We start from the raw sequence: 15,920 nt of genomic DNA, 5'->3' as shown, positions 1-15,920 counted from the left end.
ACTGCCCAGATGACCGCCCCGGACGACCTGCTGCCAGCCCCGGTCGCCGACACGCTCCCGGGGCTCGTCCCGGGGCTCGCACCGGACGGACGCGCACGCCCGGACGCACCGCTCGTCGCGGTCACGGGCGTCACGGGGTACGTCGGCGGCCGGCTGGTGCCCGAGCTGCTCGCCGCGGGGTACCGCGTGCGCGCGATCGCGCGGAACCCCGACCGCCTGAGGGGCCGGCCCTGGTACGACCAGGTCGAGCACGCGCGCGCCGACGCCTCCGACCCCGGCCAGATCCGGGCCGCGCTCGCCGGCACCCACGTCGCCTACTACCTCATCCACTCGCTGGGCTCGGGCCGGAGCTTCGAGTCGACCGACCGTCGCACAGCACTGATGTTCGCGCAGGCGGCGCGCTCGGAGGGCGTCGGCCGGATCGTCTACCTCGGCGGCCTCTACCCCGAGGGCGAGGACCTCTCACCGCACCTCGCCTCGCGCACCGAGGTCGGCGAGATCCTGCTCGCGTCCGGTGTGCCCACGACCGTGCTGCGCGCCGCGGTGATCCTCGGGTCGGGCTCCGCGTCGTTCGAGATGATGCGGTACCTGACCGAGCGACTGCCGGCCATGACGGTGCCGCGCTGGGTGGAGAACCGCATCCAGCCGATCGCGATCCGCGACGTCCTGCGCTACCTGGTCGGCTCGGCCGTGATGCCTGGCGACGTCAGCCGAGGGTTCGACATCGGCGGCCCGGACGTCCTGACCTACCGCCAGATGATGCAGGGCTATGCGGCCGCGGCCGGCCTGCGACCTCGGATCATCGTCGGCGTGAAGGTCCTCACTCCGAAGCTGTCGAGCCTGTGGGTCTCGCTCGTGACGCCTGTCCCCGCCGGACTGGCCCGGCCGCTGGTCGAGTCGCTCGTGCACGAGGTGGTGTGCGACGAGCACGACGTCGCCGCCTACGTGCCCGACCCGCCCGGCGGGCTGATCGGCTTCGACCGCGCGGTCCGCCTCGCGCTGCAACGCGTGCACGACGCCGCCGTCACCACGCGGTGGTCGTCGGCAGCCGTGCCCGGAGCCCCGAGCGACCCGCTGCCCAGCGACCCCGACTGGGCGGGCGGATCGTTGTACGTCGACGAGCGGTCCATCTCGGTCGACGCCTCTCCCGCGGCGCTGTGGCGCGTCCTCGAGGCGGTCGGCGGCGAGCGCGGGTGGTACTCGTGGGGCCTCGCGTGGCGCGTCCGCGGCCTTGCCGACCGCCTCGTCGGCGGGCCCGGGCTGCGGCGGGGTCGTCGCGACCCGATGACGCTGCTCGTGGACGACGCGGTCGACTTCTGGCGGGTCGAGGCCATCGAGGAGGGACGGCTCCTGCGGCTGCGGGCCGAGATGCGCGTACCAGGCCTGGCCTGGCTCGAGCTGCGTGTCGACGACGAGGACGACGGGGCCCCCACCACGTTCACCCAGCGGGCCCTGTTCCACCCGAAGGGCCTGCTCGGCCAGCTCTACTGGTGGTCGGTCTACCCGTTCCACGGGATCGTGTTCGGGGGCATGCAGCGCAACATCGGACGTGCGGCGCAGGCCGCGGAGCGAGCGCGCATCAGGCGCTAGCGCCGACGACGGATGACCACCGGCTCCTCGACGTACGGCTCCCACGCGGCGCGCTGCTCCGGGCCGATCCGGACGGGCTTTCCCGTCGCGGTGCTGACCAGCACGACCGTCGTCGCCGCACGCGCGTACACGACCGGCGCCTCGCCCTCGACCAGCGGGTCGCGCATCTCGTAGCAGACGTCCAGGCTCGCCCCGCCCAGGTGACCCAGCCACATCTCGACGATCACGGGGGTGCGACGGTAGCTGAGTGGCCGCAGGTACTCGATCTCCTGCCGGGCGACGAGGGTGGACATCTGGGCGGCGGGGCCGGCGTCGAGGACCGCCGTGGGCCAGGGTGCCTGGTCGCCCGACGGAGCCCTCCAGAACGCGGTGATCCGCGCCTCCTCGAGGAGCGTGAGCATCGCCGCGTTGTTCACGTGCTGGTAGGCGTCGAGGTCGGACCAGCGGAGCAGGACGGGGACCTCGAGACGCGCCATCCCTCGATCCTAGGAGGCGGCACGGGCGGCGGCCGCCCTGCACCGCGCGAGCGCGTCCATCTCGGCCGCGATCGGTCGGGCGACGTGCTCGTCCACGGCCCGCGCGACCGACTGCCCGAGCCGGCGTCGCACCGCGGCGGCGCGGCGACGACCCGTGAGCCCACCGAGCAGGCGACCGAGGCCCGCCACGAGCAGCCCCGCCACGACGCCCCCGAGCAGCAGGAGCGTCGGGACCGGCATGCCCCACTGCATGGGCGTCTCCGGCTGCGGGAGCTGGAGCAGTCCCATGCCCGCCAGAAGCAGGAGCCACACGAGGCCGACGCCCGCGACAACGAGCAGCACCCACTGCGCGAACGTCAGCACCCGCCAGGTCCAGGGGACACGGGGCGTGCCGACGGGCACCCGGACCACCGTTCGGTCGAGCACGTCGTCGAGGTCGACGGCACCGGCGCGCACCCGCGACGCGAGCACCCAGGCGTCGGGTGCGCCGGTCGTCGCGGCGTCGACGTAGCCCCGCAGAGTGCTCACCGCCGTCGCGCGCGCGCCGGCGGAGGGAGCCGGACGCGAGGACCGGACGAGGTCGTCCCCGGCACCGGTGCGCCCGAGGCCCAGCCGGCGCAGCGGATCGGGGCGGAGCTGCGCGAACCACCTCGTCAACGGCCACCCGGTCGCCGTGCGGGCCGACCGCCGCGTCGAGCGACGCACCGCCTCGGCCACCTCGTCGAGCCCCGCGGCCGAGCCCCACGCCCGCACGAGCTCCCCACGGGCCGCGGCCTCTCGGCCCGAGCTGGGCGGGTTCCCGCACGCCGTGAGCAGGTCGTTCGCCGATGCCCGGACGTCCGCGGTCAGCCGCTGGGTCGCGGCGAGCCGGCGCCGCGCCGCCTCGGCGAGGAGGTCGCGCAGCTCGCCGATCCCGGCACCCGTCGTCGCGCTCGCAGCCAGCACCGTCGACGCCGCCAGGCCGTCCTGCGCAGCGAGCCTGCGCAGGTCCGCCAGCATGGCCCGCTGCTCGTCGAGGGTGAGTCGGTCGGCCTGGTTGAGCACCAGGACGACGACGCTCGCGTGGTCGCGCAGTCCCGTCAGGTAGCGCGTGTGCAGCGCCGCGTCGGCGTACTTCTGCGGGTCGACCACCCAGACGAGCAGGTCGACGCGGTCGTACAGACGCTCCGCGATCGCCCGGTGCTCGGTGACCACGGAGTCGTGGTCGGGCAGGTCGAGCAGGACCAGACCGGTGGCCGAGGACCCGAGGGCCGGGCTGGACGAGACGTGCCGTTCGCGCACGTCGAGCCAGTCCAGGAGGTCGTCCGCCCCGGCCCGCTCCTTCGTCGGCACGATCACCGCCACGGGCTGCCCGGTGGTGGGTCGGGTGACGCCCGGCTCGGCGACGTGCGCGTCCGCGAGGGCGTTGAGCAACGACGACTTGCCCGACCCGGTCGCACCGGCGAGCGCGACGACCGTGTGCTCGCCGGACAGCGCGAGCCGTCGCTGGGCTCGCTCGACCACCTCGTCGGCAGGAGCCAGCACGGCATCGGCGAGGCGCCCGCGCGCGAGGCCGACCGCCTCGTCGAGCGCAGCCACGCGCGCCCGGAGATCGATGGCGCTCACCCCCGCCGCCAGCGCTTCCACCAGGGAACCGTCGGGGGGTCCGACGCGACCGCCTCGCTCCGGAGCGCGCCCGCGCCCCGCAGGCTCCCTCGGCCGCCCGCCGGGCGCTCCGGGACCGACCAGCCGGCGTCTCGTGCGGCGGCACCGGCGCTGACCGCCGTTGCTGCGGACCGCAGGTCGGTCCCGTCCTGGCCCGCCGCGCCCGTCGCGTCGAGCTGGACCGTGAACCGTGCGGCCTCCTCGTCCAGGAGCCCCTGGACGCGTACGGCCAGGTGCTCGTGCGCCTCGTGAGTCAGGCGCCGCACCGCGTCGTCGCCGAAGACCGCCTCCAGCAGCCGCTGGGCGAGCACCGCAGCACCCGCCGTGATGCCGATCTCGGCGCCGGTGACCCCACCCGTCGTCGAGAACACCGCGACCATGAGCACCGCACCCAGCGCGTTCACGCCGTAGGACAGTGCGCGTGCCGTCGTCCGCCTGCCCGAGCCCTCGGTCTCGACGAGCGCCAGCACGTCCCCCTGCCAGCCGCGCACCTGCTCGGCGATCCGTGAGCGCAGGTCCGCCGACGCACGCGACAGCGCCAGGCCGTCGAGCAGCGGGGCGCCTGCCGGATCGTGGCGCCACGCAGCGTGCGCGGTCTCGGCGGCGGCCTCCGCCGCGTCCTGGATCACCGCGGACAGCCCGTGCGCGACCGCCTCGACGAGTGCCGGCTCCGGCGTCCGCTGCCCGCGCACGAAGCTGACGACCCGGTCGCGCAGCCGCGAGACACCCTGCTCCAGCGAGCGGAACAGCTCGCTCGTCCCGACGACGTCCTGCCAGCGGGCCAGCACCTCGCCCCGCAGCAGCGACCCGTCGGACGTCGCTCGCGCCACGTCCCGTGCTGCGGCGGCGTAGGCGTTCGCGACAGCGGCTCGGAGGCGCAGATCGGCCGCCCGCTGCTCGTCCGCGACCGCCGCGACGTCGAGCGTGCGCCGCACGACGTCCGCCACCGCCCCGTCCCACGTGGCCGCGAGCGCCGCCGACCGGGTCTCGGGATCGGTCGCCGTCACCGTCAGGAAGTCCGCGATCGGGCCGATCGACTGCTCCGGGAGCAGTCCACCCTCCAGCTCCGTCTCCGGCACCAGCAGCACCCGCGCGTCCGCGAGGCCCGCGTCGTCGAGCATCCGACGCAGGTCGTCGCCCACCGCTTGCTCGGTTCCGGCGTCCACGCGGTCCAGCACGATCGCCACATGCGTGCCGCGGCGCGCCGCGTCGTCGAGGAGCTCCCACGGGACCGCGTCGGCGTACCGCGCCGCCGTCGTGACGAACAGCCAGACGTCCGCCGCTGCGAGCAGCTGTGCGGCCAGGACGCGGTTGGCCTCCTCGACGGAGTCGACGTCGGGCGCGTCGAGGATCGCCAGACCGGCGGGAAGGACGTCCGAGGCGACGAGTCGCAACCCGGGAGCCGCACCTGCGCCGTCACCGCCGATGACCCGTGCGAGCGAGGGCAGCACGCGGTCGGTGCTGAACCAGCGGGCGTCGATCGGGTGGTGCACCAGGACCGGCCAGCGCGTGGTCGGCCGGAGCACGCCGGGTGCGCTGACCTCGGCTCCGACGAGCGAGTTGACGACCGTCGACTTCCCGGCGCCCGTCGATCCGCCGACGACGACGAGGACCGGGGCACCCGGGTCGCGCAGCCGCGGGAGCAGGTAGTCGTCCAGCTGGTCCAGCACACGCGCGCGGTCGGCGCGTCCGGTCTCGGCGGTGGCGGTCTCCAGGGGAAGGCGCACGTCTGCGACACGTCCGCGCAGGGTCAGCAGGGCGTCGGCGAGGTCGTCGTGCGCCATCGCTCCACCTCCTGACCCGTCGGAACCGCTCACCAACCTCGTCTGACCACTCGTCCGACCACTCGTCGGACCCTGACTCTGTCGTGACGGGCGAGGCTCCGCTACCCGGCAGGTACACGAACGGCCCGCCCGACGCGTGGTCGAGCGGGCCGTCGAGCGTGATCAGTCGCGGCGCAGCTTGCGGTACGTCACGCGGTGCGGGCGGGCGGCGTCCGCACCCAGCCGCTCGACCTTGTTCTCCTCGTACGAGGCGAAGTTCCCCTCGAACCAGTACCAGCTGGCCGGGTTCTCCTCGGTGCCCTCGTACGCCAGGATGTGCGTCGCCACCCGGTCGAGGAACCACCGGTCGTGGGAGACCACGACGGCGCAGCCGGGGAACTCCAGGAGCGCGTTCTCGAGCGAGCCGAGCGTCTCGACGTCGAGGTCGTTGGTGGGCTCGTCGAGCAGCAGCAGGTTGCCGCCCTGCTTGAGCGTGAGCGCGAGGTTGAGACGGTTCCGCTCACCACCCGAGAGGACGCCGGCCGGCTTCTGCTGGTCGGGACCCTTGAAACCGAACGCTGCGACGTAGGCGCGGGACGGCATCTCGACGTTGCCGACCTTGAGGAAGTCGAGCCCGTCGGACACGACCTCGAAGAGCGTCTTCTTGGGGTCGATCCCGCCGCGCGACTGGTCGACGTACGAGATGTTGACCGTCTCGCCGACCTTGAGGCTGCCCGCGTCGAGCGGCTCGAGCCCGACGATCGTCTTGAACAGCGTGGTCTTGCCGACGCCGTTCGGGCCGATCACGCCGACGATGCCGTTGCGCGGCAGCGTGAAGCTCAGGCCGTCGATGAGCACGCGGCCGTCGAAGCCCTTCTGCAGGTTGGCGGCCTCGAGGACGATCGCACCCAGGCGCGGGCCCGGCGGGATCTGAATCTCCTCGAAGTCCAGCTTCCTGGTGCGGTCCGCCTCCGCGGCCATCTCCTCGTAGCGCGCGAGACGCGACTTGGACTTGGTCTGGCGGCCCTTGGCGTTGGACCGCACCCACTCCAGCTCCTCCTTGAGGCGCTTGGCGAGCTTGAGGTCCTTCTTGCCCTGGATGGCCAGGCGCTCGCCCTTCTTCTCCAGGTAGGTGGAGTAGTTGCCCTCGTACGGATACAGGCGGCCGCGGTCGACCTCACAGATCCACTCCGCGACGTGGTCGAGGAAGTACCGGTCGTGGGTGACCGCCAGGATCGCGCCCGAGTAGTCCTTGAGGTGCTGCTCCAACCAGAGCACGCTCTCGGCGTCGAGGTGGTTGGTGGGCTCGTCGAGGAGCAGCAGGTCGGGCTTCTCGAGGAGCAGCTTGCACAGGGCGACCCGGCGGCGCTCACCACCCGACAGCACGGTGACGTCGGCGTCCGGCGGCGGGCAGCGCAGCGCGTCCATCGCCTGCTCGAGCTGGGCGTCGAGGTCCCACGCGTCGGCGGCGTCGATCGCCTCCTGCAGCACGCCCATCTCGGCCAGCAGCGCGTCGAAGTCCGCGTCGGGCTCGCCCATCAGCACGGAGATCTCGTTGTACCGGTCGAGCTTGCCCTTGATCTCGGCGACGCCCTCCTCGACGTTGCCGAGGACCGTCTTGGCCTCGTTCAGCGGTGGTTCCTGCTGCAGGATGCCGACCGTGTAGCCGGGGCTCAGTCGCGCCTCGCCGTTGGACGGCTGGTCGAGGCCGGCCATGATCTTGAGGATCGTCGACTTGCCGGCTCCGTTCGGCCCGACGACGCCGATCTTCGCGCCCGGCAGGAAGTTCAGGGTGACGTCGTCGAGGATGACCTTGTCGCCGTGCGCCTTGCGCGTCTTGTACATGGAGTAGATGAACTCAGCCACTGGCTCTTCGTCCGCCTCGGTGCTCGTGGAGGTGCCCGTCGACGGGCACTGCTGTCCGGCAGCCGCGACGCGATCGGCCGCGCCACCCGTGAGGGCGCGGACCGACCAGCGTCGTCGGGCTGCCGGTGGCCCAGCCTAGGCGATCACCTGACTGCGGCCAGTGCGAGACCCACCTCCTCGTCGTCCGCGACGTGCTCCGCCGGCACCAGGTTCTCGTCGACGGCCTCGGTCGCGGCCTCGGCGAAGCCTGTGACGTCGACCGGCTCCTTGGCCTCGTCGGCGGCGCTGGCCGCGGTGCTCAGGGTCCGAGCGAAGTGGCTGCTGCCGAAGGCCAGGTCGTGCCCGAGTGCGCTCGCGTCCAGGACGAGGGACGTGCGTGGACCCTGCTCCGAGATCCACTCCTCCGTCGACAGCCGACCCTGCACGATCACGGGGTCACCCTTGCGCAGCGAGCGCGCGACGTTCAGCGCGGTCGTGCGCCACACCTTGACGTTGAACCACTCCGTCTGCCCGTCCTTCCACGCGCCCGTCTGCTTGTCGAACCAGCGGCGCGTGCTGCCGAGCCGGAACGTGGTGAACGGGGTGCCGCCGTCGTTCTCGTGGAACGTGCGGACCTCCGTGCCGATCCAGCCGACGACGGTCAGGTCCAGGGACTGCGTGCTCATCGATGCCTCCAGTGCCGAACGCCCCGACGAGTGCGGGGCTCGTGCGGTCAGCCTCGGCTCGCGGGAGGCTCGGGGGCGACGAGCGTCGCGATCTGTGGAGAACGCTCGGTCGAGGCGGGCTGTGGGCGGGTCAGCCGCGAGCGGACGCGACGAGCTCTCGCGCCGTGCGGTGCTCCGCCAGCACCTGTTCGGTCGGCACCGCGAGACGCGCCCGGGCGACGCTCTCGAGCACGGACCGCCCGTCGCTCAGCACCCGCTCGGAGCGCCGGCGAACCGCAGCCGACCGCGCCGTGCGACTGGCCAGGAGTGCGACGACGGCTCCGACGACGGCTGCCCCGGCAACCCAGGGCGCCCACGTGTTCGCGGTCCCGGTGCCGAGCGCGGACCCGACCACGACCGAGCCGACCACGAGTGCCACCCCCGCGAGAACCACCGCCACGACGACCAGCGACAACGCCAGCGCGGACCGGCGCGCCGTCACGCTCAGCTCGGACATCGCGTCGGCCACCGCGAGTCGGAGCTCAGCCGTCGTGGCGATCCGTGAGGCGACGTCCTTCGCCCACCGCTTGGGCAGCCCCTGCGTGACGTTCTCGAGCCAGGCCCCCCGCGCGAGATCGACGACGTCCTCCTGCACGGCGCCGAAGCCCGACGCCGCGGGCGACGCCCCGCGAACCACCGCGGCGACCGACCCCGCCACGGCGGACAGGCCCACGGCGCGGGAGAGCGTGTCGACCGTCTCAGCCACGGACAGCCCGGTGGGCTCACGCGTGGCGAACTGCGGGTCCAGCGCCGCCACGGCGTCGTTCAGCTCGGAGCTCGCGTGCCGGGCAGCCAGCGACTGCGACGCGACCACCGTCGCCAGGGACTGCCGCAGCGAGCTGATCCCGATGCCGGCGGTCGCCGACGCCGACGTCACGGGCACACCGGTGAGCCCGTCGTCGACGAGCAGCCGCTCGATGTCCGCGATCAGCGCGGGCCGGACCTCGGGAGAGACGGTGTCGACCTGGTTGAGCACCACGACCATGGACGACTCATGCCCGACGAGCTGTCGCAGGTAGCCGCTGTGCAGCGCGTCGTCGGCGTACTTCTGCGGGTCGACGACCCAGACGAGCAGGTCGGCCTGCGGGATCAGCCGGTCGACCACGGCGCGGTGCTCGGGTGCGACCGAGTCGTGGTCGGGCAGGTCCAGCAGCACCAGCCCGCGCAGCGACGCCTCGGACTCGCCGTCGAGCAGGCTCTCGCGCTCGATCCGACGCTCCGGCACCACCCCGAGCCAGTCCAGCAGGGCCGCGGCGCCGTCGCCCCAGACGCACGCCGTGATTTCCGAGGTCGTGGGCCTGCGGACACCGACGTCGGCGAACTGCAGCCCGCTGATCGCGTTGAACAGGCTCGACTTGCCCGACCCGGTGCCGCCGACGAGCGCGACGACCGTGTGGTCGACCCCGAGCGCGAGACGCTCGCGGACGCCGCCGATCGTCGCCGCGGCGCGCGCGACGGCCTGGGGAGCGATCCGACCGTCGGCGATGGCGAGAGCCCGGTCGAGCGCGTCCACGCGAGCGCTCAGGGCGGCGGTCTCGTCAGTCGTCACGTGAGCCCCTTGAGGACGGCCAGCCGCAGGCGCAGGCGCGACGCCGCGTCGTCGGCAAGATCGGGGTCGGCGAGTACCTCACCGACCGCTGCGCGTTCGAGCGCGGCCTGCGCGGTCGCCCGCTCGACGAGGCCGGAGCGCAGCTCGTCGACCGCACGTTCGCCCGCCTCGTCGATGAGCTGCACGAGCAGGTCGCGCGCGTCGTCGACCCCTGCGGCCGCCGCGAGGGCGATCGCGGCGAGCCCGTCGTCACCCAGCGCCTGCTGGGCCTTGCGCCGCCGACGAGCGCGCCGTGCGGCGTCGGTGCCGGGCTCACCGGCGAGCGCCGCCCGCACGACCCGGACGCCCTGAGCCGTCCACGAGCGTGCTGCCTGGTCGGCGGCCGACCTCCGGCCCACCGACGGCGCCCACGCCGCGTCGACCGACACGCCCCCGTCGGGCCCGTCGGCCGCCGTGAGCGTCGCACGCAGCGCCCTCTCGGCCTGCGCACCGGCGGCCGTCAGCGTCGCGGTCGCCGAGTGCACCAGGTCGTCGACGAGCGGCGCGACCCCGGCCGAGCGTGCCCGGCCGTCGCGCGTCGACCCGCGGATCCGGCCCTTGGTGGACACCACGCGGTCGAGCGGACCGCGCGCGGTCGTCAGCTCGGACCAGCGGGCGCGCACGGCCCCGTCGGCGACGGTCCCTGCCCGGATCGACGCGCTCGCCTGCGCGACCGGTGCTGCGATCGCCCCGTCGAGAGCGACCCCGATCGCCGAGGCTGCGTCGGCCTGCGCCTGCACCGCGTCCGCGAGCTCGTCGACCCACTCCCGCAACGCCGCGAGCGAGCCGCGCAGGGTGCGACCGATGACCGTGCGTGCCTTGTCCGGGCCGGCCAGCATCGCGAGCCAGCGCTGGATCGGGGCCACGGACGACGCGGACAGCAGCCCGTCGTGCGGCCCCATGTCCGGCACCACGAACAGCGGCGAACCCTGCAGCCCGTTCTCGCGCAGCCGCCCGAGCAGGTCGCCGCGCACGGTCGGCAGGGAGTCCGGAGGGACCCGGTTGAGCACCATCGCGATCGACGCGCCGCGATCGACCGCACCCTGCAGCACCTGCCACGGCAGCGCGTCGCCGTACCGGGCGGCGGTCGTCACGAACAGCCACAGGTCGGCTGCCTCGAGCAGTCGGTGCGCCGACGCACGGTTCGACTCGAGGACCGAGTCGAGGTCCGGTGCATCCAGGAGCGCGATCCCGCGGACCATGTTCTCGTCGGCGACGACGGTCACGGACTCCAGCACGGGATGGTGCGAGAGCAGCTCGGTGTCGAGCGGATGGTGCACCAGGACCGGGCGGCGGGTCGTCGGTCGCAGCACGCCCGCGGTGCTCACCTCGGAGCCCACCAACGAGTTCACGATCGTCGACTTGCCTGCCCCGGTCGACCCCGACACGACGACGACCGCGGGCGCCGACAGCTCCGTGATGCGCGGGACAAGATGCTCCCCGAGCTGGTCCACGAGACGGTCACGAGACGCTCGCGCGACCTCGATCCCCTCGATCTCCAGCGGGAAGCCGGTCTTCTCGACGTCGCGACGCAGATCCTTGACCGCATCCAGCAACGAGGTCTGGGCGAGGGGCCTGGCGAGGATGTCCCGTGGGTCCGAGGCGGCGTGGCGCGCCGAGCCGACCAGTGGCTGCGCATACTGCGCTGGCTGCACTGGCGCCGTGCCGGGCTGCGCGCTCACGCGCCCATTGTCCCGGTGCGATCTGACCTGGCAAAACGCCACGCGGCACCGAAGCCGGACGGTTCGACGACATCGGAGCGAGATCCTGCCCTGAACGGCGGATGAAAAGCCGCACGGCGTGATGCGACCATCAATGCCATGGACCGCACACGTTCGCTCGCGTTCGTCGCCGGCCTGGCCCTTCTCGTCGTTCCGCTCGCCGCGGCTCCCGCCCTCGCCGTCGACAACGTGACCGTCACCGGGACTGTGACCGTCAGCGGCGCGCCGCTGCCGGGCTCCCCGGTCGGCGTCGGCTGGTTCGAGCCGGCGACGGGACGAGTCGGTGAGGTCGAGACCGCCGTCGGCGGGGCGTACTCGCTCGACGTCCCGCTGGACCTCGGTGGCTGGGTGCTCTTCGCCAACGCCCACGACCTCAACGGAGGCGCTGGACCGGCACCCAGCTTCCAGCCGTCGAACAGCACGTTCACCACCCTGTTCTCCGGCGCGGACGATGTCATGGACTACGCGTGGCAGGCGCTCACGCCGCGCCCGTCCCCGAGCGAGGACCTCACGGTGGATGTGGACCTGTCCCGCGGGGGGAAGGTCCAAGGCACCGTGCCTGCGTTGGCGGGCCTGACCGTCTACCTGCTCAACGCGGCCCTCCAGCCCGTCTACTCGGCAAACGGGCGCATGTACGTGAAGACAGCCGGGGCGGACGGGGCCTTCAGCTTCGAGAAGCTGACGCCGGGCCGCTACCGCGTCCAGGGCTCGCCCACCGCGAACCCGCGCTACACCTCCGAGATCGTCACCGTCAGCGCGGGTTCGACCGTCACGGTCACGAGGCCCGCACCGGTGGGTGCGACCATCGAGGGAGTGGTGCGGTATCACGGCGTCCCCAAGGCCGGAATCGTCATCCGGCTCGGCTACGGCTCCCTTTCCGCGACGACCGACGCGCAGGGGCGCTACCGCTTTACGGGCCTGACACCGGGGGTCATCAAGATCAGCGAGCAGGGCGCGCACGACGGCTGGACCACCGGCGTCGCCACGGTTCGGACGACGGCGGGTGCCACCACCGTCCGCGATCTGAGCCTCGTACGCCAGGGCTCGGTCACGTTCACGCTCTCGCGCGGTATCCCGGATACGTCCATGGCCCACGAGGACGGGCAGGGGATCGTCCAATCCCAGTCTGGCGAGAACGTCTACACCGTCGACCCGGGCACGTACTGGTTGTACGGCGCCACGCTGGACCGGTCGGGCTGGACCCGCAAGCTCGTCGAGATCACGGCCGGCCATATGACCGACGCTGGTGTCCTGCGGGCCACCTCGTCCTCGATCACGGTGAGCGGCACGGTGAGTGGTGGCGACTCTGCGCACCCAAAGACGGTCTCGATGTGCGACATGGCGTGCAACGGGTACCCGAAGGTAGACCTGGTCGGGCCGGACGGCCGGTACACGCTCCGGAACGTCATCCCGTGGGCCCAGGCGTCGATCTACGTCTCGGAGTACGGATGGGAGCCCGGGACGGTGGTCCGACGACTCGCTTCGTCGCAGACCGTCGACCTCGCGCTCGGTCCACAGCTCAGCAAGGTCCAGGCACGGTTCGTCCACGACGGACTGCCGGTCGACGTCGACCCCCGCATCTTGTCGGCCAACCGGACGATCTACGGGCACACGAGGCTGCTGCGCGGAGCGGACGGCGTCTACAGGTCGGACTACCCCATTCCCTCCGGCCCCGCACGCCTCGTCATCGCCGCACAGTCGTACGGCTTCGTGAACGGCAGCCACCCGTTCTACTGGGCGCCCGCGAACTCCGAGCTCAACCTTGCTCCGGGCAAGAACAACCTCGGACCTGTGGAGCTGGTCTTGCACCGATGAGGGCACGCGACCGGACCGTAGGGCGAACCCGCAGCATCCTTCGTGACCCGTCCGGCCACCCCGCGCCGCCCATTACGCTTGGTGCCCGATGCCCCCGTAGCTCAACGGATAGAGCAACGGCCTTCTAATCCGTCGGTTGCAGGTTCGAGTCCTGCCGGGGGCGCCTCCGCACGGCCCGGACCAGTGGGCACCGGTCCGCATCACGCGGTCACCTGCTTCAGCTGAGGCAGCAGATGCTCCGCGGCCATGTCGACGAAGGCCTCGAGCGTCGCGCTGCGCGGGGTGGCCGTCGCTGCTGCGTCAGGGTGCTTGTCATCGCTCGGCCGCGGATCCGTCGCCACCTGGTGGAGGTAGACAGCGTCGAAACCGATCGCGACGAGCTCGCTCAGACGGTCGGCGAGGCGCTTCGGGTCGTGGTCGACCAGGACGCTGCGGCGCACAGCCTCATCGCTGACGTGCTCCCCGACGGAGTCGAACGCCTCCGGGGTGTCGAGGTCCCACGCGACCGGCGGGCCGAACACCTGGCTGCGCCACTGCTCGCGGGCGACCTCGAACGCGGTCGTCTCGTCGGGCGCCCAGGAGACGTGCACCTGCAGCGCGATCTCACCTCGACCGCCGGCGACCCGGTATTCGTGCACGACCTGACGCAGGACCTCGGGGCTCTGGTTCACGGTGACCAGCCCGTCGGCCCAGTCGGCGTGCGCGCGCGCCGTCGCGGGCGTGACGGCGGGCCCGATGAGCAACGGCTGCTCGTCGGGGAGCGTCCAGAGCTTGGCCCGGTCCACCGTCACCAGCCCGTCGTGCGTGACCTCCTCGCCGTCGAGCAGCGCGCGGATCACCTCGACGCACTCCCGCAACCGTGCGTCCCGCTCGGCCTTCGCCGGCCAGCGCCCACCCGTGATGTGCTCGTTGACGTTCTCTCCCGAGCCCAGCGCGACCCAGAAACGTCCGGGGAACATGGCCCCGAGGCTCGCGACCGCCTGCGCGATGATGGCCGGGTGGTACCGCTCGCCGGGGGCGTTCACAACGCCGAACGGCAGGCTCGTCGTCGCCATCGCGGCGCCGAGCCAGGTCCAGGCGAAGCCGGAGTGCCCCTGACGGACGGACCAGGGCGCCCAGTGGTCCGAGCACATGGCGGCGTCGAAGCCCGCCTGCTCCGCGCGCTGGGTGGCCGCCAGCAGCGCCGCGGGGTGGACCTGCTCGTGCGAGTTGTGAAATCCGACGATGGTCATGGGGACCGGTTCTACCCCGTTCTCCGGATGCCTGCGCGGCGAACGGCCGACGCCGTGCGGGTCCGCAGCTGACCCTTGGTGAGCGTCGCCGGCGGTCCGCGCGTGCGCTAACCGGAGCGGACTGCGTCGGCCGCGACCTTCTCGACGGGTCGCGGCCGACGGCGCCGGACGGATCGACGGACCCGTCCGACGGCGACCGCGACGAGCCCGAGCCCGAGGGGAACGACGAGATGCCACCCCGCGAGCGCGGCGAGGACGAGCGAGAGCGCGCACGCCACCAGGCCGCACCACCAGCCTGGGCTCCGGCGCTCGAGCAGGCGGACCGCCGCGGCTGAGCCGAGCGCGTAGACCGCGACCATGCAGCTGGTGTGCACCAGGACGAACGGCTCGAGGTCGCCACCCGTGGCCACGGCGATCCCGAAGTAGAGGAAGGCGAGGACCGCCACGACGAGCAGCGCCCGACGCGGCACGCCGCCCGGCTGCGCGCCGCTGGCGACCCAACGCGGCAGGTCGCCGTCGCGACCGAGAGACGCGCCGAGCTTGGCGAAGGCCCCGAGGTAGGCGCCGAGCACGCCGAGCGTCACGATGCCCGCGACGACGGCCACCGCGATCCGCCCGGAGCCCGGCAGCCCGACGTCGACGAGGTCCATGAGCGGGATCTGCGAGGTCGAGTCCGGCAGGACGGTCACCGCGACGTACTGCAGCGAGAGGTAGGCGATGCCGACCACCACGAGCGCGATCGCGGTCGCGCGCGGGATCGTGCGCCGCGGGTCCCGGAAGTCGCCCGCCAGGTGCGTCACCGCCTCCCATCCCGCGAACGCCCAGACGAACAGGCTTGCCGCCGTGCCCACCCCGGACCATCCGTGCGGGAGGAACGGCGTCAGGGCCGCCGGGTCCGACGACGGCAGGGACGCGAGCACGACCAGCACCACGAGCACCACGAGCGCGCCGGTGAGCACGAGCTGGACGGGTCCGCTGAGCTTGACGCCGACCGCGTTGGTGACGAGCGGTGGCACGAGCAGGAGCGCACCCACGACGTACACCTGCGTCTGCGAGCCGCCGAGCATCGCAACCACGTACTGCGCGCCGATGAGCGACACCACCGGTGCCCCGACGCACACGCCGAAGAAGAACCAGTAGCCCGTGGCGCGGGCGGCGGTCGGGCCGAGCGCGAGCCGCACGTAGGTGGCGACGCCGCCCGAGTCCGGGTGGCGGGTGGCCAGCGCAGCGAACGCCGCAGCGAGCGGCACCGACGCGGCCAACACACCGGCCACGGCCAGGAGCGACGCGGGACCGGCCGCCCGGGCCGCGAGCGTCGGCAGGAGCAGGATCCCCGTGCCGAGCACGGCCGCGACGTAGAGCGCCGAACCGAGTGCGAGGCCGATGCTGCCGCCTGAAGGCGCGTCGCGCGGCGCATCTACGGCCACCTCGGCCGGCCGCGCGGTCGTCGTCATGCGGTCAGCGTGCCCGGCGCCACCGACATCCGACAGGTGGCAGGCCGACGCCGTTCGTCAACATCCC

The 15,920-nt window shown here is 73.0% G+C and carries 11 protein-coding genes and 1 tRNA gene; 3 read left to right on the top strand and 9 right to left on the bottom strand.

Annotated elements, in window-relative coordinates:
- Positions 1 to 9 precede the first annotated feature (9 nt).
- On the top strand, positions 10 to 1,590 hold the full coding sequence (locus AC1DPN_RS15665; RefSeq protein ID WP_477085694.1) for an SDR family oxidoreductase: 1,581 nt from the start codon (positions 10 to 12) through the stop codon (positions 1,588 to 1,590).
- Here AC1DPN_RS15665 and AC1DPN_RS15660 read toward each other — a convergent pair.
- The 7 genes from AC1DPN_RS15660 to AC1DPN_RS15630 all read right to left on the bottom strand — a co-directional run bounded on the left by AC1DPN_RS15660 (position 1,587) and on the right by AC1DPN_RS15630 (position 11,313).
- On the bottom strand, positions 1,587 to 2,066 hold the full coding sequence (locus AC1DPN_RS15660) for an acyl-CoA thioesterase (protein WP_477085693.1): 480 nt from the start codon (positions 2,064 to 2,066) through the stop codon (positions 1,587 to 1,589). The two genes, AC1DPN_RS15665 and AC1DPN_RS15660, sit on opposite strands and share 4 nt — an antisense overlap.
- A gap of 9 nt (positions 2,067 to 2,075) precedes the next feature.
- Entirely contained in the window at positions 2,076 to 3,692 is a 1,617-nt protein-coding gene (locus tag AC1DPN_RS15655; protein ID WP_477085692.1) for a GTPase, read from the bottom strand.
- A complete protein-coding gene (locus AC1DPN_RS15650; RefSeq protein WP_477085691.1) occupies positions 3,668 to 5,494 on the bottom strand; it encodes a GTPase family protein in 1,827 nt (608 codons plus the stop codon). The genes AC1DPN_RS15655 and AC1DPN_RS15650 overlap by 25 nt, the downstream gene beginning before the upstream one ends.
- A gap of 162 nt (positions 5,495 to 5,656) precedes the next feature.
- Positions 5,657 to 7,339 (bottom strand): energy-dependent translational throttle protein EttA, encoded by a 1,683-nt coding sequence (ettA, locus tag AC1DPN_RS15645; RefSeq protein ID WP_477085690.1) that lies wholly within the window; start codon positions 7,337 to 7,339, stop codon positions 5,657 to 5,659.
- 143 nt (positions 7,340 to 7,482) lie between these two features.
- The gene (locus AC1DPN_RS15640; protein WP_477085689.1) at positions 7,483 to 8,004 is read right to left on the bottom strand and encodes a single-stranded DNA-binding protein; all 522 of its coding nucleotides are present in this window, start codon (positions 8,002 to 8,004) and stop codon (positions 7,483 to 7,485) included.
- Positions 8,005 to 8,134: 130 nt separating this feature from the next.
- The gene (locus tag AC1DPN_RS15635) at positions 8,135 to 9,592 is read right to left on the bottom strand and encodes a GTPase (RefSeq protein WP_477085688.1); all 1,458 of its coding nucleotides are present in this window, start codon (positions 9,590 to 9,592) and stop codon (positions 8,135 to 8,137) included.
- A complete protein-coding gene (locus AC1DPN_RS15630) occupies positions 9,589 to 11,313 on the bottom strand; it encodes a GTPase (RefSeq protein ID WP_477085687.1) in 1,725 nt (574 codons plus the stop codon). Before AC1DPN_RS15630 ends, AC1DPN_RS15635 begins: the two co-directional genes overlap by 4 nt.
- A 138-nt stretch (positions 11,314 to 11,451) precedes the next feature.
- Here AC1DPN_RS15630 and AC1DPN_RS15625 point away from each other — a divergent pair, with 138 nt between their 5' ends.
- Entirely contained in the window at positions 11,452 to 13,167 is a 1,716-nt protein-coding gene (locus AC1DPN_RS15625) for an MSCRAMM family protein (RefSeq protein WP_477085686.1), read from the top strand.
- Between the two features lie 90 nt (positions 13,168 to 13,257).
- Positions 13,258 to 13,330, top strand: a tRNA-Arg gene (locus AC1DPN_RS15620).
- A gap of 37 nt (positions 13,331 to 13,367) precedes the next feature.
- Here AC1DPN_RS15620 and AC1DPN_RS15615 read toward each other — a convergent pair.
- Both AC1DPN_RS15615 and AC1DPN_RS15610 read right to left on the bottom strand, forming a co-directional pair.
- Positions 13,368 to 14,399 (bottom strand): TIGR03885 family FMN-dependent LLM class oxidoreductase, encoded by a 1,032-nt coding sequence (locus AC1DPN_RS15615; protein ID WP_477085685.1) that lies wholly within the window; start codon positions 14,397 to 14,399, stop codon positions 13,368 to 13,370.
- Between the two features lie 107 nt (positions 14,400 to 14,506).
- The gene (locus AC1DPN_RS15610) at positions 14,507 to 15,853 is read right to left on the bottom strand and encodes an APC family permease (RefSeq protein ID WP_477085684.1); all 1,347 of its coding nucleotides are present in this window, start codon (positions 15,851 to 15,853) and stop codon (positions 14,507 to 14,509) included.
- Between the last annotated feature and the right edge of the window lie 67 nt (positions 15,854 to 15,920).

It is taken from the genome of Cellulomonas sp. P4_H4 (genome assembly GCF_056400865.1).
This window is presented reverse-complemented; position numbering and strand designations above follow the sequence as displayed.